Below are 21736 nucleotides of genomic sequence, written 5' to 3'. Positions count from 1 at the left end.
CTTTGAGCGTAAAGTCACCATCTTTTGGCACATCTGTGCGTCCCAATTCGATTGGGTTAGTTGGATCGGTCATGTCATAGAGGGCTACCGTGGTACCACTATTCACGCCATTCACTGTAACGCTGCCTGCATCTTTCTTACCGACTGCTGTTACTAGACTTGGGGTGCTTGGTTTGACAACAACTTTAACCGGAACCTCTTGGCTAACTCTGTCGGTTCTATCTTTTTCAAAGACATTTGCAATGTAAGTACGGGTACCAATACTTGTCACATCCGGCGTCGTTTTCCACGCAGCGTCAAAATCACTTGGGAACGTCTGTTCAGTACCTCTTTCGGTATAAGAAATTCCAACTTTCGGATTTGACTTCAACTGTTCAAGTTCTGCACTACCTCTCACACCCGTAATTGTCTTCCCTGCAAAGTTACGGTCTTTCGCTACATATACAGACGCTGCATCACTCGTCGCATCAAAGACAGTTTGAGTTACCCTTACCGGTACAGTTGAAGAACCTGGTAGAGTTGATTGGTCTGTTTGGCGGAGGTAACGTCCTGATGGAAGAGTATAAGTCCATTTACCATTAACAGGTGTAACATCTACATGTCCTTCTGTTCCTCGTCCATCTTGGAAATGAATCGTAACTTTTGTCGCGTTTTGAAGCGCTGTACCAGAAATCGTGCGATCCGCATCCGATACTTTATCATCATGAGTCAACGTCACTGTCGGAACTTCTGGTTTGGCTACAACCGCATGTGAAATATCAATAGTAGAACGATCTGGGAAGTTAATCACAGCTACTTTTTCCTTATCATCCGTAGTACCCTTAGTATAAGTCACTCCAGTAGGTAGTTTGCTATTACTTGCATTAACTTCTTGAAGTTTAGCTGCAAAGCGGTCTTTCGCTGCATCTGTAAAGTTACCATTAACGATATCACTAGCACCATAAGTCACTTTTTCAGCATCAGTTGGATATTTCACTTGATTTCTATAGAAATCAGCATACGTTTTAACAGTTTCCTGATTACTATTAGCTGAAGATAATGCATAAGCTGTATCTATTTGTTCAGTTCTATTGTCTGTTTTTACTGTTTTCTTGTATGTTCCAGCGACAAGGACAGTAGCGTTTAATTGCTCTCCTAATGTTAATTCTTTCTTATAGTCAGTTGCCGCGAATGTTACTGTTGCCTCTCCTGCTGTAACTTCTTTTTCTGCTACAACAGTGCCTTGAGCATCTTTAAGCTGAACTTTTACAGTTGCTCCTTTTGCTAATTGCGAAGCTTCTGGTAAGTTTGATACTGTAACAGCTGGTTTAGTACCTGCTTGACCTTGAAGTGTTGGTGCTTTTGGATTTACTGCTAACGTTACTTTAATATTTTGATCATTGTAATTATTCGTATTATCTCCGCGATCATTCCTCACAGTATTACCATACCAAACATTAACGTTTTCTTCTCGTACTCCGATAGTTGTCTGTGCTTTATCTGTTGGATTAGGAGAACTATACCCATTTCCCCATCCAATAGCAGTACCACCTGGATTAGCTAAAGTACTACTTGGTTCAACATAGTCTCCAGCATTTGTTTTTGCAAATGCTGTTCCTACAGTTGTCTCTGCAGAATAATTTTTACCAGTTTCTAATTTCGCTTTATTACCATAAGTTTTGAAGGTAACTGTTTTCTTAACAGTTCCTGCACCATTTGGATAAGTTACTTTAATCGTTTTAGTCGTTACTCCTGCAGCTGTACTTGTTTCTGCTGGTGTTCCGCCTTCAAATTCGACCATTGTTCCTGCGGGTTTTGTCCCATTTTCAAAGGCTATATAGTAATCTGGAGTTACAGGGTTAAATCTACCTCCACCTGAAACTAATCTTGACGTCAATGGTTGCCCAACAATCTCATCGTACTCTGTTACTTCTTTATTATTAACCTTACGATAAGTTACTCCTGGATATACCGTCACCGGAACATCGACTTCTGCCGAAGTATAACCTTGCGCACTAACCGTTACAGTTTTAGTCGAATTTCCTACTGTCGTTGTTGTTGGTTGACCATCCTTCCAAGCAACACTTGGACTTGTTACCCCTGTAGGAACTTCCACAAAATTACTTGCCGTGTCTACATTTGGAATATTTCCGTCTTTAATCGCATAAATCGGTTTAGGCTTCACAGCAATTACAGAGATTATTTTCTCAGCTTTATTACCGTTCTTATCTAGGACTCTTACTGTAATATCATGTTTAGTGACTGAACTTAGTGTTCCTGTGATTGTTTTTTTAGCTGAATCGTAAGTTAGACCATTTGGCAAGTTTGTGACTTTGATATTTCCTTCGTCTACACCTACTCCATTTCCATCTGATAGAGTCAGAGGAATGTTAAGTTGTTTTCCAACTCCTATAAGCGTAGAATTAGCATCAATAACTGGCTTGGTTTGATCCCCATTAGCTGCCCGACCTCTAGCTTCATCACCTTCAATAGTTTGAGCAATATCCTTAGCTTTCACATCTGTTTGGTCTTTAACCACTTCGTCTCTCAGTGTGATTGCACCAGTAGTTGCATCAATACTAATGCCGTCTTTTTGACCCCTTGTAATCGTCCATTGGTTATCAGCACCTTTAGTAGCGATTACTTCCGTCTCAGTTTGAGGGGTTGTTGTTACAGTACCGTCTTCTTGAAGCTGATGGTTATCTGCTGGAGTATAAGTTACTTTTAGTGAATTAACATTTGGTTCATTCACTGGAGTTACTGTAACATCTCCGTTGTTATCAGACGTTATCTCTGGTTGAGTTGGTCGGCGTTTAGCTAACTTATCACTTGGCACATCCAAGCTTGAACCATCTGGGAATCTAACTGTTACAACCTTGTTTTTATCATCAGTAGCGCCTGCTGTAAATGTCACGCCTTGCCCATTGATTGTTGGTAAATTAGTATTATTTTTGTTTACCTCTGCTAATTTATCAGCAAAAGCTTTCTTAGCGTCCGGCGTGAAGTTACTATTTGATAATTGAGCATTTCCGTATACTACTTTTTGTTCATCTGATGGATAAACAATCGATCCACCTTTAGACTCTGCTAATGAAGAAACCGTTAAGGTATGGGTTTTAGTTGCTGTTGCACCTGCCGCATCTCGTACGGTGTAGGTTACTGTGTAATCTCCCTTTTTGAGATAGTCATTCGTTGCTAAGGTAACTGCTTGTCCATCTTTTTGAATGGCGACACTTACATTCTCACGCGCTGGACTTCCTACGGTCTTGTTGGCATCATCTTCTGCGTCCGTTACTGTGACAAGAGATTTCAATCCTGCCAGCGTCAAGCTACCATCTGCTGTGTAATCGTGCGTATTTGGCTCGTTTACAGCAATGCTTGGACCTGTATTGGTTGCAGTTGCTCGTGCAAAATCTCCAGCTGGACTGACATTTGGATTATCATAATGCACCCGTGCAATGACACTGTTTGACCCTGAAGGAATGGTAAATGGAATATCTGCCTTCGTATTGGCATCTTTAATGTGTAGTTTCAGTAGTTTTTCTGATGGATTACTGCTTTGTTCCTCTGTTAAGTCAGTTGTGCTTCTTCCAGTAGCTGTGAAACTTCCACCACTTGTTGCACGTTCTTCTACTACCTGCCATCCTCCAGCAGCAGTCTTACTAACTCCATACTGATACTTACTTCCATCTTTACTTGCAATAACAACATAGAATCGACTAGCATCATGCGGTACACGAACAACAATATCACGTCCTGCTTGAACTGGAGTTTCTGCAAATTCGGCTTTTCCTAAGCTAACGGTAACATTTTTTGTCGCAGAAGTCATGCCACCGATTTCTTGCTTGAATGAAACAGGGTTGGCTACCTTAGTTGTCGCATTTTGTTGTTCATTTTGCGAGAGCAGTTCCCCAGTTTTCAAGTCATAGTTCCAATTACCATCCGTTCCAACTGTTGTTGAAACTTCCTTGTTATTTTGTAAGGTAATCTTAATCGTTGCACCCGGAATACCTGTACCGGATAGGCTACGGGTCGTTGAACTCAAGTTTTGTCCGTATCCTGATTCTGGTGTTACTGTTGGCATTGCTGGTACAGCAATATCGGATCCAGTCACAAGCTTTTCAGAACCATCTTCAAAAGTCAGTTTGACAACATTGCCTAATCCAGGATCTGTCACTTTCTCTACTCGAGTATTGGCTGGTAAGTTTGGATTTTGTTGTTTGATTTTGGCAACAAACCGATCTTTTGCTTGATCTGTAAAGCTATTGTTTGAAATATCCGCTGATGTGAACTCTTCTTTTTGAGTAAGGGTAATGCTTGTGGCGTCTTTGATAGACTGAACATGAATGGTACGTGTCAGATTGTCCGCAGCCTTTCCAGCAGCGTCACTGGTGCTATACACCAGATTGTAGTCACCTTCTTTGAGATAATCACCATCAGCTAATGTAACGGCTTGATCACCTTTGGTAATCGCTACTGTTACTTTTTGTTTTGCATTTTGACCAACTGTTTTAGCAGCATCGTCCTCTGCATCTGTGACATTCACAAGATCAAGCAGTTTTGCTTTTGTTAATTTCTCATTGGCAACGTAAGTGTCTTTAATAGTAGCTTTAGCAGTGATGCTTGGTTTTTCATTTGTTACGTTGGCGTAAATCCAGTCCCCACGGTCAGTACCTTCCCCTACAGTAATTTGAGAAGTACCAGAAGTAGCAGTTCCTGAAGCATTCGCTTTATGCATCCGTAGACGAATCTTTCGATCTCCCTCTACCAGACGGAAAGGAATAGCACTTTCAGTAGTCGGATTTTTAACGCTAATTTTAAGCTTAGTGATGGATGGATTGTCTTGAGTCACTGTCTCTATACTCAATTTATCTGCAAAACGTCCATCAAGCTTCCAAGCACCATTATCCTTCTTAACGGTTACTTCTTCATTATAACTACCGCCAAATTGAATATAGCTCAATCCAACGTCTTTCGGTAAAGAGAAGGTAATGTCACGACCTGCAGCAACAGGATTGTCCAAGGTAGGGAATCCAATCAAAACATCTTTGCTGGCACTACCAGATTCTACACCATTGACAACCTGTTTCACACGCACAGCTTGATTACTATAACCGCTCGTGTTGTCTGCCAGTTTGTTTTGAGTCAAGGTTTCGTTAGCTGCAAGTGTGTAGCTCCAGCTACCATCAGATGCAACAGTTGTTATTTTATCTGACGACCCATCTTGAAGGGTAATCTTAATAGTTGCACCTACCAAACCTCTACCTGTAATGGTTCGACTGGTTGAGTCTAGCGCATTTGCATAAGCGCCACTGCCATTAACTGTCGGTACAGCAGGCTTAGCCTGAGCTTGTCCTACCAAACTAATGGTGTTTGGACTTTCAGCCTTAGCAGAAACTCTTGTCCCTGCTTTAGCGATTCCTGCTGTCAAGGTCACCGTATTGCCTGACACACTAAATCCTGTTTGGTTTTGCCACTGACCTGCATTATTTTTAGTCAATGTGACAGTTGTAGCTGCAGTTTGGTTGCTTGGTGTATAGGTAACGGTCAACTTATTGGCATCTGAGGCTGGTGTAATGGTAACACTGGTATCCTCTCTTGCATTGAGGTTCGGTATTGTCATACGACCATAAGCAGTCAGAGTTGCTGGGTCAGTAAAGTCTGAGTAGGCTGTTTGTTGCTTGATAGAGACAGAGGTTCCTGCAGTAGCAGTTCCACCCGTCATGTGAATTTCAGCTGTTCCATTAGCGTTATTACGGATGGCAACTGTTGAATCTGCAGTTGCTCCGACCTTGCTCCAAGTACCGTCCCTTCCTTTTTCAAAGGTAATCTCTTTGCTTTGATTTCCTGTAGTGGTGTAGCTGAAAATCGCTTTATTGGCACCATCTTGACCAATTGTCGCTGTAACCGCCAAATCACCTTCCTTATCTTGACGAATCTCTGGTTTTTGCGGTTTACGACCTCTACTGTTCACTGGATCACTATCGTCTGAGTTGAGTGTGTAGTTATTATCTCGATTTGTTTGGTAGTCGTGACTAGTATTTGTCAATGCTACAGTGGCTGTGATTGACCCTTTTGGTAGGACTCCAGGAACTGTAACGGTTGCTGTTGATCCATTTACAGTTGTTCGAGTATCTGCTATCACCTGTCCATCTGCCTTTAGGGTTACATTGACTGTGCCAGCATTGGCTGGGACATTGGTGACTGTGACAGTTTGGTTTCTGAGACCTGCTTTTTCTCCCAAGTCATTTGTCACTTGAGGTTTATCCGGTCTCACTTGGACAAGAAGACCAAAGTTTTGCGTTTGACCATTGTCATAGGTTACCTTGATTTCTTTATTGACACTACCTGGTTTGGTTGTCGATGGTGCCTCTGCGTTTGTCCTAGACGTTGCTACAAACTCGGCAGTTTGAATCTTGCCATTTGTATAGCTATCCTTGCTGAGGTAGTTTCTTGCATCAGCATCGGGATTAGTTCCTGTCCCTGTTGTTAGTTTGCCATTGTAGTTAGCTTCCCATGTGTTCTTGGTTAAGCTTGAATCAACGATACCATAGGTGACAGCAATGTCACGGGTAATAGCATTTCCATCTTTGTCCACTCCTGGGTAGGTCACAGTCGCTGTTGCTGTATGAGTTTGACCAGCAGCCGCATTTTTATTTGGATCTGAGCCAACTTTCCACGCGATGGTCTTACCATCGGTGTTGTTATAGAAGTCTGATGCTACTGCCGCAGTCGTAGTGTTTGGTTTGACAAAATCTTTCCCTTTGACCGTATACATGCTGTTCTTAGGGGTTACAGGTGCGACTACATCATAGGTCAGATTTATTTTCTTAGCAGCTCCTCCAGGGTTAGCAGCTAGAACTTCTATGGTTTTTCCAGTTCCTACGGACAAGTCAGGGTTGCTTGGCGCTGTCTGATTTAAAGAATTTGCCCATAGGAAGGTTCTATCAGTTCCGATAGCAGAGCCATCTCCATAGGTGAAGTAGCTCTTAGGGTCTCCCCATGTAGGTGTTTCCCCTTGGATAAAGGTTAAGCGTCCAGGTTTTTGGACATAGTCTGTTCGAGGAGCAGTAGCTTGAACGCTATTGTCACTTCTCCGAAGGACTAGGTTTTCAAAAACCTGATTTGTCTTAGAGTTTACTAACGCAAGCGTTACCCTTAATGGATCCGTTCCAATTTTATCTTTCTTATAGCTATCGGCTGTAAAGGTTGCAGTTCCATCAGGATTCAAGCCAGTTTCCGCTACAACATCATAACCTTTTGTAATCGGTTGAGGTCCATCGTAGTCATCACTTCCACCTTTTACTAACAAGGCTTTCCAGACCAATGTTTGATCTCCAACTGTGTAGGTTCCGTTGAGATTGTTTCCAAAACTCTTGGTTCGAATCGTCGGTTTTTCATTTGCTTTATCTACCAAGCCAGGGTTTTGGTTATCGGCTAAGTTCTGTTTGTTTGGTGGAATAATCAGACTTGTAGTTAGTTCCTTTTTAGTTCCATCAGCTAGCGTAGCTCTAATTTTTAGATTCGTAATACCAGCTTTACTATTATCTGTAATACCGTTATTGATACCGTCGGATACCCACGCTCTAACTGTTGCTTTTTGAGAGTTTAGCCCATCTACTCTCCAGAAGTTTGTTGCGAAGCGTCCAGGCTGTCCATAGCCACCACCACTATCTACCTCAAGTTTGGTGATATTGGTTGCACCTTTCACCAAGAAACGAATACTTTTAGATCCTATATGCTGGTTTTGAGGATAACCGATATATTGTTTGTTACCTGACGCAAAATCAAGTTGATCACCATCTTTAGTATTGGCAGGTCCGATTTTAGCTGGAAGTGTTTTCCTTACATTTGACTCATCAGACTCAACCGTATCATGGTGAGTAGGTTGTCCGTGTTTATCTTTTACACGAAAATCAGCCCATTTCCCTTCAACAACAGTCTTAACAACGTACTCCCCTAGTTTTAGGTCTGGCACATTAAAGGTAGCACGACCGTTATCATCAGCTTTTTCACTTGCTACCTTTGTCAAGGTGCCGTTAGGCTCTTTTTTGTACAGCACTAAGTCAAATCCTTTTGTACCTCCGCTAGCAGTAATCCTAGCTGCCCCCTCGTCTTGGCGACTTAAGTCTGTATCCAAGATTGGCGTTTTCGGCTTGGTCACAAAGTGGAAAACGTCAGAGTCACTAGAACCATCGGTAAAGGTTCTGACATACTTATAGCTATGAACACCCGGAGTCAAAATAGCATCTCGCGTAAGCGCATCCTTACTTATTTCCTTATTTTCACCAAGTTTGTACAAGTGCCATTGTTGACCATTTTGGGTAGCTTTAGCCTTCCCTTCTATCTCTTTTTCTAACTTAACGCCATATTCGTTAAAATAATCTCCATACGAAGTAATGTCAAAATATTTGTACTCTGTAATCGGTTGTCCGCTTCTTATTTCTGCAGATATTACCCCGTCAATTCGTGAGTTATAGGGTTGGTCAGACTCATCATATCTATTTTTATAGGTGATACCATCTTTAGTCTGTTGATAATTATTGTAGTTTCCTCGGTAAAACTTGGAGTTTACTGTATTTTGATTAACAGGGTAATAGCTGTTCCCAGCAAGATCAAACTTAAACTTGTCCGTAGAATCTACTTCACCTGGTGTGCGAGCATACCATTGTTGGGTTAATAGTCTACGTGGGTTCCCTCCACTGTTTACATACACCCCTTTAATACCAGATAGGTAGCTTAGAGAAGTAATTCTGTTGCTACCTTCCGTTCTAAAAGTAATTCGATAAGCAGCATTTGGATCTGAAGAATAAACACCGTCTTCTATAACCCCTAACTGAGCATAGTAGACTGTCTGCGTATCTTTCTCAATTTGGTCAAATTTCTTATTCCCAAGAGTTACTTCATCTGAGGATTCATTACCCCTCATAAAGAAATCACCTTGTTTAGCTAAGCCAGAAAGGGTTGATACATCATAGTTATAAACATTGTTTCCAAAAAACTTAGTTGGCGCTGGAGCAGTTGTTCTATCTGGTGTCCCTTTACTTACCCTAGTCAGACCTGCAGCTTTTAAGCTGGCAGTTATTTCATCATCATTCCCGTTTCCAGGAGATGAAAACGAACGAGTTTCAGTAGACGTCACCCTAGTAATGGTAAAGCTATTTCTAACCAAACTTTGCCCTTTAGGAAGAGTAAAGAAGAAACTCATGTTTTGAAGGTTTTCACGGCTTGGATTGACTGTAATTTCCCAATCAATTCCATTTTTAACACCCTCAGCTGTATTCGCCGTTACTTTTTTGACCGTTTCCTTCAAATACTTCACAATATCTGATACAGGATCATCTTTACCTGCAGAAGTTTGTCTCTTAACATTATAGTAAACATAAGTGTACTTATCGTATGGAGATGTTGAGTCATCACCTTTATCAAAGTAACTCGTATACTTATCAATAAAGTAACTTCCTGGCCCTACACGACCTTCCCCTGCACGTTCCTCAATTGAACGAGCCGCACGTGTTCGTGGAGCACCTGCTGACACATTGCGGAAACCCGACCATCCTGTAGTGTTGGTGCGCGGTTGGATGGTTACATTGTTTTCGCTTGGAGTTGCAGACTCGGCTGGATTTACAGGTCCTGTTACTTCTCCTGCATTCACATCATTTTCACGAAGTACCCCTTCGATCAGTCCACGAGATTTTTTCAGATCTGCTAAAGCAGCACTAAAGTCTTCTTGACTGATGGTGTTGCCTTTAGAGAAGGCTTCATTGAACTTATCAGCAGCTGCCTTGGCTGCTTGGATTTTATCTGCTGATGCTCCGTTAGCTCGGAGTTGCTCAGTGATGAACTCTAATTCATCTTTTAGTCCATAAACACCATTTTTACCTTCTGTGTTGGTGTAGGTTGGGAGCGTCTGTGGAGTCGTTTGAGAGTTTGTCCCAGCAGTAGTTGCGTTCCCTCCAGCAGATGGATTGACTGAGTTTGCAGCTGGTGCTGCCGCGCTCAAGCCTCCTCTTCTACGACGGTTCCCTCCGGTTGGTTGCTCAGTTACAGCTCCGTCTGGAGTGGCGAGTCCGGTAGAGGTCAGACCTGTAGATGTGAGGTCTGTAGATGCTAGACCTGCTTTTTCCAAGATTGTTGGATTTTCTAGGGCAGGTGTCAAGGCTTGGTTGACACGGCTGATTAGGGCTTCCATAGCTCTTGTTTGCTCGTCAACTTGCGCTTGTGTCGCTTTAGGGTCGCTCAAAACTGCATTAGCTGCTGCTAGACCCGCTTCCACTTCAGCATGGAGTTCCTGCATTGAGCTAAGCGTTAGTTTTGCCAACAAAGCTTGCAGATTCCCTTGAGTCGATTTGGCTGCTGTCGTATCAGCGACAGTCGGCTGTTCTTGCTCTTTTACTTCTCCTGCTTGAGAAGGTTCTTGGTTAGCTGGATTTGTCTCTGACTGAGCAGAGTTAGACTCAGCTCCTGCTTGCCCTTGATTGGCTTCCTCAGCTGGCACCTCTTGTGCTTTTAGCTGGTCGGCTGATCTGAGTTCAGCTGACTGGTCAGTCAGAGCTTTCTTGGAGTCTCCCTCATCCGAGGTCCCTGAATCCCCATCTGCATTGCCATCAGAACCTGTCGTAACGACATCACTTGTCGTAGCTGGAGTAATTGTCTCACTCGCCGCCACAGCCCCATTCGCAAAAAACATCAAGGCTGCAACAGCAACGCTGGCAGCACCAAAATGATATTTACGAATGGAGTAACGGAAAATCTTTTCCCCGTTATCATCACGATATGATTTTTTCATGATTGAATTACCTCTCATTTTTCCTTTCTGGAGGTACTAAAAAATACCCCCCCTTAAATATTTTAGGTATTTAAGAAAGGATATGTTTCTTTTTATTCCGACACTTGTCAAAAGACAAATTTCGAGACAGTATTATTATATCCTATTTTTACAAATTTGAACAGCAAAATGCAAACTTTTTTAGCCATATTATCACTTAGGTAACTTCTCAAAGTAACTTCCACTTACCTAACCGAAGTGGAAATTAGTCTAAAACGGATTTTTATGGTGGAATTAAGTGTGAGACGTTTGAGTTAGAAATGAGGTCTACTATGACAAAACATAAACACCTTACCCTTTCAGACCGTAATGATATCCAATTAGGTTTAGAGCGCAGTGAAACCTTCAAAGCGATCGGGCAACTTATTCTAAAAGACCCGACTACTGTTTCCAAAGAAGTCAAACGAAACAGACAAGTCCGAGAGTCTACAGGCCATAACCTTCCTTGCCCTCTACTCGACAAGGCTCCCTTTGTCTGTAACGGCTGTCCTAAAAGAAGACAAAATTGTGGATTTAAAAAAATCTTCTACCTCGCTAAACAAGCTCAAAAACAATACGAACAAACTCTTGTAGAAGCTCGTGAAGGAACTCCCCTCAATTCTAAGACCTTCTGGGACATGGACAAAGTCATTTCTGATGGTGTTAAAAAGGGACAACACATCTATCATATCCTCAAAACTCACAATCTTGATGTCAGCTCCTCAACTGTCTATCGACACATCCGAAAAGGGTACCTGTCTATCGCTCCTATTGACCTAGCCAGAGCCGTTAAATTCAAAGAAAGACGGAAATGTAAGCTACCTTCCATCCCTAAAGAAGCTAAAAAAGGCCGTTCCTATGAGGATTTCCAAAACTATTTAGCACTGAATCAACTAGACTCTTGGCTGGAAATGGACACAGTTATGGGGAGAATGGGAGGTAAAGTCCTACTCACCTTCAATCTATCTTTCTGTAACTTTATCTTCGCTAGACTTCTGGATAATAAAACTGCCCTTGAGGTTACCAAACATCTCTATGACATCAAGAACACTCTTCACCAAGCGGACAAAGATTTCTTCCAACTCTTCCCTGTCATTCTTACCGATAATGGTGGAGAGTTTGCCAGGGTTGATGACATCGAAATGGATGTGCGAGGAGAGAGTAAACTCTTCTTTTGTGACCCTAATCGCTCTGACCAGAAAGGGAGAATTGAGAAAAATCACACGCTGATTCGCGACATTCTACCTAAAGGAACTTCTTTTGACAATTTAACTCAAGAGGACATCAATCTCGTCTGCTCTCATGTCAACAGCGTCAAACGTGCTGCTTTAAATGGAAAGTCATCCTATGAACTCTTTACCTTTACCTATGGAGAAGAGATTCCTAAGCTTCTCGGTATTTCTAAAATACCTGCAGAAGACGTCTGCCAGTCGTCTACATTACTTCAACATAAGTTCTAAAAACTAATCTTTAACCCCATTCAAACGTCTCACACTAACTTCCACCCTAGCGGAACTTAATCTGAAACGCTTTCAGATGAGGGGATTTTGTGCGCTCTTTTTTTCGATTCCTTTCGGCTACAAAAGCTATAAAATCAAGCATGTTTAAAACCAGTGGAACTTACCCTGACACGGATGTTCACTGGTTTTTACGATTTTTATCAGACTAACTTCCACTTGGATTAGCAGTAGAACTTAGTTTGGGAATTTACCTTTTAGAGAATTTTTTAGTATATGATTATTATATTGATTATAGATATACGCTTTTTTTGATTTATTTCCTAGAAACTAATAACTTTTCTATATCTTTATTTATGAAAATTTTAGTATAATAATAGTTATAATTGGATGGTTTTTAGTAGTGTGAATATATTAAATCTAATTTAGAAACCAAGTATGGATTCAGATTTTAGTTTGAAAAACCCTCCCTATTTTTGGATTGGAAGAGCTTATCATCAATTTCCGAAAAATGTCTAAGACTTATACTAGACTTGTTCGATACCTATTTGCAACAAGATTAAATGGTTAGCTGGTTAGAAATTGAATTGTTCAGCTTTTATTTCATCTCACTATCCCCTATTCCTAGAGCCACAATCTCCCTATTCCTTTCTTTGACGATTCTCATCTCTAAAATCACTCCTATCCCTAGACCGCTGTCAGCCCTTACCTCATGATAGTCAAGCTTGGAAATATAATAGATTGAAATAGAATATGAACAAATTGATAAGGGGATTTTAAAATAATTTCTAACAATATTTTAAAAGCCCCTTGTACTATCCCAGCTTCAGCTCATTATATTTGTTCTAAATCCATCGATTATCATTCTACTCTTATCCTCAATCTAAGATTAGTATTTTTAGCTATCCTACATAAGTCTCCTAGCTTGCTTTTTGATTTTTGTTTATAGGATATTGAATTTGGAATAGTTCACTAGTACTTCTAAAACATTAATAGAAATTACTTTGACTTTCCTGACTGATTTGTTCAGTTCTTATTTCATTCATATATGCTATGCATTAACCGATAGCGGATACCTACGGAGAACTTGCCACTCAGATGTAGGACCTGCCCATCATACAAAAAAACAGACTTCATCCCACAAAGAGATAAAATCTGTTACTATTTTCTACACGATATTTCCTAATTTTTAATCCAGCAGTTGGTCTGCCTGACTGATGGCTCGCTCGGGGTGCTGGGTAAAGGGTTTGTTCCCGAAAAACTCCAACCATGGTTTACGAACCTCGTCTTTGCTGGTTTCTCTGTATTTTTTAGGTCTTATTTGTAATGTTTTTTCAATAGCGCCTCAAACTCAGATACTGACATACCCAACTGCTGGTTGGCTACCTCAGAAGTCAGAAGACCTTGGCGAACCATATCTAGGAAGGCAAAAAGTTTTCCACGCTCTAGACCTTGTTCAATCCCTTCAGCTCGTCCACGTTCAATCCCCTCTGCACGACCGCGTTCAAGACCACGCTCTAACCCTTTTTCTTCAGCTTGTTCCAAGGCATAGTCCTGTGCTAACAAGGCCTGTTCTTCACGCATACGTAGTTGACTAAACATTTTCCTGTCCTCCTCGGACCAGCTCTTATAGTCTAGCAGTTGGTCTGCTTGGCTGATGGCTCGCTCGGGGCGCTGGGTAAAGGGTTTATTCCCAAAAAACTCCAACCACGGCTTGCGAACCTCGTCTTTGCTGGTTTCTCTGTATTTTTTTAATTCCAAGAATGCCATCTTAACCAGATGGTTTTCTTGTCCGTTATTGGTAATGGTTAAAACCTCACCTGTCGTATCCTCTCGCATGCTAAAGCTATGAAAAGCCAAATCATCTGAGAAATAATTGCTATCTACGATTGCAATGGCATAAACGGGGGCGATGTGTTTATAACTCTGGTGGGTATCACCTTCTCGTTGGCGAATTTTTTCTAGGTTTTGATTGACCTGACTGCACAAGTAAGCCCACAGGCGATTGATGAAAAAATTCTGATGATGTACCTGAATCTCAATGATAACCTGTGTCCCATTATCCAACTCTGCCAAGACGTCTATACTGGTATAAAAATCCTGCGCTGAGTAGGGCAGGGAAGGCAAGACGTGAATGTTGCTCCCCTCCAAAATGGTCACATTTTTTGCTGGCAAGTTCAACATATCGCGAATAAATTGACAAGTAATTTCTGGGTTGCTGAAAATCTTCTTAGCAACCAAATCATTAGTTGGGCTGATGCCCGGATGTCTTAAAATCATCCTTTTCCTCCTTCTATTATAGCACATTTTTTAATCTAGGTTTGCTAGATTATCTGCTTCTATCTATTTATTCGTAAAAGAAAGCTTTTCTTCAGAAGAAAGCTAATCGCTTATTTGAAATTTTTTCTCCTCTGTTGGATAGTCTCGTCCATCTATGTTATAATGAAAGAAGGATTTAAAATCGGAAAAGGAGTATCTATGATAAAATTAGGTGTCATCGGCACTGGCGCTATCAGCCATCACTTCATAAAAGCAGCCCATGCTAGTGGAAAATACCAGCTGGTCGCAGTCTATTCTAGGAAACTTGAAACCGCAGCAACCTTTGCTTCTCGCTATCAGAATATCCAACTATTTGATCAATTAGAAGACTTCTTCAAGAGCTCCTTTGATGTGGTCTATATTGCTAGCCCAAACTCCTTGCATTTTGCTCAGGCAAAAGCTGCATTGACTGCAGGTAAGCATGTCATTCTTGAAAAGCCAGCTGTCACTCAGCCACAAGAATGGCTTGATTTGAGACACACAGCTGAGAAAAATAATTGTTTTATCTTTGAAGCAGCTCGCAATTACCATGAAAAAGCTTTCACTATCATCAAAAACTTTTTAGCAGACAAACAAATTTTGGGAGCAGATTTCAACTATGCCAAGTATTCTTCCAAAATGCCTAACTTGTTGACTGGGGAGACACCAAATGTCTTCTCAGACCGTTTTGCTGGTGGAGCTCTTATGGATTTAGGGATTTATCCCCTCTACGCTGCCGTTCGTCTCTTTGGAAAGGCTCAGGATGCAACCTATCAGACTCAACAGCTTGACAATAGCATTGACCTAAATGGTGACGGAATCCTCTTCTACCCAGACTTTCAAGTTCATATCAAGGCTGGGAAAAACATCACTTCCAATCTTCCTTGCGAAATTTACACAACAGATGGAACCTTGACTCTCAACACGATTGAGCATGTTCGCTCGGCTATTTTTACCGACCATCAAGGCAATCAAATCCAACTCCCTATCCAACAGGCTCCTCATACGATGACTGAGGAAGTCGCTGCATTTGCACAGATGATTCAGCAACCAGACCTGAATCTCTACCAAACTTGGCTGGATGATGCAGGCTCTGTTCATGAGCTACTATATACCATGCGCCAGACTGCTGGCATTAGATTTGAGGCAGAAAAATGAAAACCAAACTACCGACTGAATGGCAAGAACTGAGTGACCAACTCGGTTTTCAAGAATTCACCCCCATTCAAACTCAACTATTTGAGCCCCTTCTTGCTGGAGAAAACCTCCTAGGAGTGAGCCCAACAGGAACTGGTAAGACCCTAGCTTACCTCCTGCCAAGTCTTCTCAGACTACAAAAGAAAAAAGCCCAACAACTCTTGATTCTAGCACCAAATACAGAACTTGCTGGACAGATTTTTGACGTATGTAAAACGTGGGCTGAGACTATCGGCTTGACTCCCCAACTCTTCTTATCAGGTTCGAGTCAGAAACGCCAGATTGAACGCCTAAAAAAAGGACCAGAAATTCTGATTGGAACTCCTGGTCGTATCTTTGAACTCATTAAACTTAAAAAAATCAAGATGATGAATGTGGAAACCATCATCCTGGATGAATTCGACCAATTACTAGATGATTCTCAGATTCACTTTGTTGAGAAAATCACTCACTACGCACCGCGTGACCACCAACTGGTCTACATGAGTGCGACGACCAAGTTTGACCAAGAAAAAATTGCACCTAACACACATACTATTGATCTTTCTGACCAAAAACTAGATAACATTCAACATTTCTATATGCAGGTAGACCAACGTCACCGAGTGGATATGCTACGAAAACTAGCTCATGTGGAGGATTTCCGCGGTCTGGTCTTCTTTAACAGCCTATCAGACCTTGGAAGTTCAGAAGAAAAATTACAGTATCGGGAGATCCTAGCTGTTTCCCTCGCTAGTGATGTCAATGTTAAATTTAGAAAAGTCATCTTAGAAAAGTTTAAAGACAAGCAACTGACCCTACTCCTTGCAACTGACCTTCTTGCACGTGGAATTGATATCGATAGCCTAGAATGCGTCGTAAACTTTGATGTTCCTAGAGATATTGAAACCTACACTCACCGCGCTGGCCGTACAGGTCGCATGGGTAAGGAAGGTTACGTTATCACTCTCGTCACTCATCCAGAAGAACTTAAAAAACTCAAGAAATTTGCGAGCGTACGTGAAATTGTCTTGAAAAATCAAGAACTCTATATTAAATAAAGCCCCCATTACTCTATACACATCCAGTGTATGGAGCTTTTTTATAAGCAATTCAATTTTATACTCTTCGAAAATCTCTTCAAACCGCGTCAGCTTCGCCTTGTCTTATGTATATGATACTGACTTTGTCAGTTCTATCTACAACCTCAAAATGGTGTTTTGAGCTGACTTCGTCAGTTCTATCTACAACCTCAAAAACATACTTTGAGCTGACTTCGTCAGTTCTATCTACAACCTCAAAACGGTGTTTTGAGCTGACTTCGTCAGTTCTATCTACAACCTCGAAACCATGTTTCGAGCTGACTTCGTCAGTCTTATCTACAACCTCAAAATGGTGTTTTGAGCTGACTTCGTCAGTCTTATCTACAACCTCAAGACCATGTTTTGAGCTGACTTCGTCAGTTCTATCTACAACCTCAAGACCATGTTTTGAGCTGACTTCGTCAGTCTTATCTACAACCTCAAGACCATGTTTTGAGCTGACTTCGTCAGTCTTATCTACAACCTCAATACAGTGTTTTGAGCTGACTTCATCAGTTCTATCTACAACTTCAAGACCATGTTTTGAGCTGACTTCGTCAGTTCTATCTGCAACCTCAAAACAGTGTTTTGAGCTGACTTCGTCAGTTCTATCTATAACCTCAAAAACATGTTTTGAGCAGCCTGCGGCTAGCTTCCTAGTTTGCTCTGTGATTTTCATTGAGTATTAGTTCAATACCTGAAAAAAAGAACCTTGCAAAGCAAGATTCTTTTAGTGTCTGACTTAAATAATTGTTCTTCTGGGAACTAAATCGAATTAAGCTTCGATTTCTGTAACCATACCTGAACCAACAGTACGTCCACCCTCACGGATAGAGAATGTAGTACCTTGTTCTACGGCGATTGGGTGGATCAACTCAACGTCGATTGTCACGTTATCACCAGGCATTACCATTTCAGTACCTGCTGGAAGTTCGATTGAACCTGTAACGTCAGTAGTACGGAAGTAGAATTGTGGACGGTAGTTGTTGAAGAATGGAGTGTGACGTCCACCTTCTTCTTTAGTAAGGATGTAGACTTCACCTTTGAATTTAGTGTGTGGGTTGATTGAACCTGGTTTAGCGATAACTTGTCCACGTTCGATTTCGTCACGTTGAACACCACGAAGAAGGACACCTACGTTATCTCCGGCAAGACCTTCGTCAAGTTGTTTACGGAACATTTCAACACCAGTAACAACTGCTTTTTGAGTTTCTTCTTTGATACCAACGATTTCGATTTCGTCGTTGACTTTAACGATACCACGGTCGATACGTCCTGAAGCAACTGTACCACGTCCAGTGATTGAGAATACGTCTTCGACTGGAAGAAGCAATGGTTTGTCAGTGTCACGTTCTGGTTCTGGGATGTACTCATCAACTGTGTTCATCAATTCCATAACGATGTCTTCGTATTTAGAGTCACCTTCAAGAGCTTTAAGAGCTGAACCTTGGATAACTGGAAGATCGTCACCTGGGAAGTCGTATTCTGACAATAGGTCACGGATTTCCATTTCAACCAATTCAAGCAATTCTTCGTCGTCAACCAAGTCAACTTTGTTCATGAAGACGATAAGGTGTTTAACACCAACCTGACGTGAAAGAAGGATGTGTTCACGAGTTTGTGGCATTGGTCCGTCAGTTGAAGCTACTACAAGGATAGCTCCATCCATTTGAGCGGCACCAGTGATCATGTTTTTAACGTAGTCCGCGTGTCCTGGAGCGTCGATGTGAGCGTAGTGACGTTTTTCAGTTTCGTACTCAACGTGCGCAGTGTTGATAGTGATACCGCGTTCGCGTTCTTCTGGAGCAGCATCGATAGACGCATAGTCTTTAGGTTGGTTAACTGATGAAGGCAAGCGACGTGCCAAAACAGTTGTGATAGCTGCAGTTAGGGTAGTTTTACCGTGGTCAACGTGTCCGATAGTACCAATGTTAACGTGTGGTTTACTACGATCGTATTTTTCTTTTGCCATTTGAGTAAAAGCCTCCAATAAAATATATTTTATAGATAGACAGTAGGCAATACAGTCTAACTTTCCTTACTATTTTATCAAATTTCAGCTAAATTGCAAGTGTTTTACAACGTTTTTGTGAATTATTCTTGGTAAAAATTTAGCTAGCTAATAGAAAGTACTAAATAGACTTATCCTTCAAGGAGTTTTCAGCATTATCCATCCACTCACTTGCTGAAAATGTAAACAGTCTCTGTTTTATACTACAAAAGCAAACTAGGTAGCTAGGTATAAGTTACTCACAACATCGGTTTAATACTCTTCGAAAATCTCTTCAAACCACGTCAGCGTCGCCTTACCGTAGGTATAGTTGAGACTGGTCAAAAAGTCTTTGCAATCAGAAAACATATAGTATCAGGTCTTGAGAAACCTTGGTACTATACGTTTTATTGTGGGAAGATTTACTTCATTTTCTCCTAAAGTCGAGTTTTTGCCCAACCTCTTCATCTACAACCTCAAAACACTATTTTGAGCTGACTTCGTCAGTTCTATCTACAACCTCAAAGCAGTGCTTTGAGCAACCTTCGGCTAGCTCCCTAGTTTGCTATTTGATTTTCATTGAGTATAAGATTGCAGATAAAACGATAACAATCATAGGACACAGCAGAGCCAATGTCGGTCGAAGAATAGCCCCCTAATCGCTTATTTTATAGCAAAATGAAATAAAAACTGAACATTTTGTTGAGGAAGGCAAATCCATTCCTCACAATGTTTGAGAAAGAAGGGCGGACTATTCCAACTTCAACCCACTATAAAGCAGACTTACAAGATAGGGAACCCATCTCCGATAACATAATATATAGTAGAATGAAAACTGCACAATTTGATTGGGGAATTCAAACCAATTTCTCACAATGTTTTAGAAACAAGGCTCTATTATTTCAACTGCAACCTACTATAATAGACCATTGAAGCTGGAATAGCCCACTGAGACTTCTAAACCACTGCTGGAGAGGAGTTTGTTTAGACTTTCTTTCATTTCCCTAAAAAATCAAAAAGAGAGAACCAGTCTGATCCTCTCTTACTTATAGATGGTGCTCACTCAAATGTTAAAGGAGCTATTTCTTAGAGATAAAGGAATTTGAATACAGCTACTGCCGCAATTGCTGCTGCAATAGGTGCTACTACTGGTACCCAAGAATACCACCATTTTGAATCGCCTTTATGCTCACCAAGAACTGATTTTGGAAGGAAAGCATGAAGGAGACGTGGTCCCAAGTCACGAGCTGGGTTCAAGGCAGGTCCTGTAGGTCCTCCAAGTGATGTTACCAAAGCCATAACGAGGAATCCAAGTGCCAAGTGAGCCACAGAAAGTCCTGAAGCAGTGTGTGGAGCCACCTGTGCTTTAATAGCCAAGTCAGAAAAATCAACTGTTTGTCCTGCTTGTGTTGCCATTTGTTTCATGTATTGAAGCACTTCGGCACCAAAGAAGTTTTTAGTCAAACCAAGAGCTGCAAAGAACAAAACAAATGAACCAACAAACTCGTTTACAAAACCATTAACAGTTGCTGCATAGCGACTTTCTTTTGTACCATGGTCAATACTTGAAATAGTTGAGAAAGTTCCCAAGATGTTATTTGAGTTTTCAGTTTTCAAGTAGAATGGACGGTGTGTTGCCACAACCAAGGCTTGACCAAAGATAGCCCCCAAGACTTGCGCGATAATGTAAGGTACCACTTGTGCCCAAGGGAAAAGACCGCTAACTGCAAGTCCTAGAGTGAAAGCAGGGTTGATGTGGTTCCCAGATACGTTACCAAACATCAAGGCTGGGATCATAACCCCCATACCATAACCAACAGCGATGACGATCCAGCCACTTTGGTGACCTTTCGTACCTTTAAGTTCAACGTTGGCAACTGCACCATTCCCAAGAATGATCAAAATGGCAGTTCCCAAAAATTCAGTGGCATACTTCAGTGCCCATGTGAAATCCATTTGCTAGATTCTCCTTAAAATTTTTTAGATATTCCTTATTTTATCAATTTTTACCCTATTTAGCAACTAGTTTCTGGAAAGATTTTTTAAAAATAATACTCTTCGAAAATCTCTTCAAACCACGTCAACGTCGCCTTGCCGTAGATATATGTAACTGACTTCGTCAGTCTTATCTACAACCTCAAAACAGTGTTTTGAGCTGACTTCGTCAGTCTTATCTGCAACCTCAAAACGGCTATCTTGGGCTAGGTAAGACAGAGAAATATCTTTTTTCTTATTGATTTCTCCGCTAGTTGACTCCTCTTCTCCAACTAAAATCTTAAAAAGAGTAGACTTACCTGCACCATTTTTCCCAACAAGGGCAATCCGATCTCGTTCATCAACCTGTAGGTTGATATTATCAAAAAGAACCTCTCCTGCAAAAGAACGTTCAATTTTATTAGCTTGTAAAATAATCATACAAGTAGTATAGCATGTTTCCCTAAGGCATTCAAGACAATCGTCTTAACCCAAATATCCTAGAAAAACCGGCTCTGCTTATTCTTGGTATTAAAAAGTATTTGGATTATAAACTCTACTTATTTTTTTGCAAGATAGCTAGCTAAACATTTTCGCTCGTTTACAAGAGTGACTCAAACTCAGCGACAGTCATTCCTAACTGCTGGCTGGCAAATTCAGAAGTTAAAACATGTTGACGAACCATGTCTAAGAAGGCAAAAAGTTTTCCACGTTCAAGACCACATTCCAACCCCTGTTCAATACCTTCTGCCCTAGCTTGTTCCAAAGCATAGTCCTGTGCTAACAAGGCTTGTTCTTCGCGCATACGTAGTTGACTAAACATTTTCCTGTCCTCCTCAGACCAGCTTTTGTAGTCCAGTAGTTGATCTGCCTGGCTGATGGCTCGCTCGGGTTCCTGGGTAAAGGGTTTATTCCCGAAAAACTCCAACCACGGCTTGCGAACCTCGTCTTTGCTGGTTTCTCTGTATTTTTA

8 protein-coding genes and 2 pseudogenes are annotated in these 21736 nt (G+C 41.3%); 3 read left to right on the top strand and 7 right to left on the bottom strand.

What is annotated here, in order from left to right; all coding sequences use genetic code 11:
- Nucleotides 1–10768, bottom strand: a 10768-nt coding sequence (locus OC529_RS10420; RefSeq protein ID WP_262082109.1) for a YSIRK-type signal peptide-containing protein, incomplete at its 3' end; no start/stop codon positions are given.
- Between the two features lie 311 nt (nucleotides 10769–11079).
- Between OC529_RS10420 and OC529_RS10415 the strand changes: the two genes are divergently transcribed.
- Nucleotides 11080–12246, top strand: coding sequence for an IS30 family transposase (locus OC529_RS10415; protein WP_262082108.1), 1167 nt, complete (start codon nucleotides 11080–11082; stop codon nucleotides 12244–12246).
- A gap of 1314 nt (nucleotides 12247–13560) precedes the next feature.
- On the opposite strand, the gene OC529_RS10410 is transcribed toward OC529_RS10415, so the two are convergent.
- The gene (locus tag OC529_RS10410; protein ID WP_262082107.1) at nucleotides 13561–14523 is read right to left on the bottom strand and encodes an Rpn family recombination-promoting nuclease/putative transposase; all 963 of its coding nucleotides are present in this window, start codon (nucleotides 14521–14523) and stop codon (nucleotides 13561–13563) included.
- Nucleotides 14524–14721: 198 nt separating this feature from the next.
- Here OC529_RS10410 and OC529_RS10405 point away from each other — a divergent pair, with 198 nt between their 5' ends.
- Entirely contained in the window at nucleotides 14722–15699 is a 978-nt protein-coding gene (locus OC529_RS10405) for a Gfo/Idh/MocA family protein (protein ID WP_262082106.1), read from the top strand.
- Nucleotides 15696–16778: a DEAD/DEAH box helicase gene (locus OC529_RS10400; RefSeq protein WP_262082105.1), complete on the top strand. Its 1083-nt coding sequence runs from the start codon at nucleotides 15696–15698 to the stop codon at nucleotides 16776–16778. Before OC529_RS10405 ends, OC529_RS10400 begins: the two co-directional genes overlap by 4 nt.
- A gap of 79 nt (nucleotides 16779–16857) precedes the next feature.
- Here OC529_RS10400 and OC529_RS10395 read toward each other — a convergent pair whose 3' ends face one another.
- The 5 genes and pseudogenes from OC529_RS10395 to OC529_RS10375 all read right to left on the bottom strand — a co-directional run.
- Nucleotides 16858–17478 (bottom strand): hypothetical protein, encoded by a 621-nt coding sequence (locus tag OC529_RS10395; protein ID WP_262082104.1) that lies wholly within the window; start codon nucleotides 17476–17478, stop codon nucleotides 16858–16860.
- A gap of 96 nt (nucleotides 17479–17574) precedes the next feature.
- The gene (tuf, locus tag OC529_RS10390; protein ID WP_001040724.1) at nucleotides 17575–18771 is read right to left on the bottom strand and encodes an elongation factor Tu; all 1197 of its coding nucleotides are present in this window, start codon (nucleotides 18769–18771) and stop codon (nucleotides 17575–17577) included.
- A gap of 1104 nt (nucleotides 18772–19875) precedes the next feature.
- Entirely contained in the window at nucleotides 19876–20745 is an 870-nt protein-coding gene (gla, locus tag OC529_RS10385; protein ID WP_112444212.1) for an aquaglyceroporin Gla, read from the bottom strand.
- Between the two features lie 218 nt (nucleotides 20746–20963).
- A pseudogene (locus tag OC529_RS10380) lies at nucleotides 20964–21204 on the bottom strand (ATP-binding cassette domain-containing protein); the annotation flags it as partial.
- Between the two features lie 160 nt (nucleotides 21205–21364).
- A pseudogene (locus OC529_RS10375) lies at nucleotides 21365–21733 on the bottom strand (hypothetical protein); the annotation flags it as partial.
- Between the last annotated feature and the right edge of the window lie 3 nt (nucleotides 21734–21736).

This window comes from Streptococcus sp. Marseille-Q5855 (assembly GCF_946901985.1).
In the GTDB taxonomy this organism is placed as follows: Bacteria; Bacillota; Bacilli; order Lactobacillales; family Streptococcaceae; genus Streptococcus.
The sequence above is the reverse complement of the archived record's forward strand: the minus strand, read 5'-3'. Positions and strand labels throughout refer to the sequence as shown.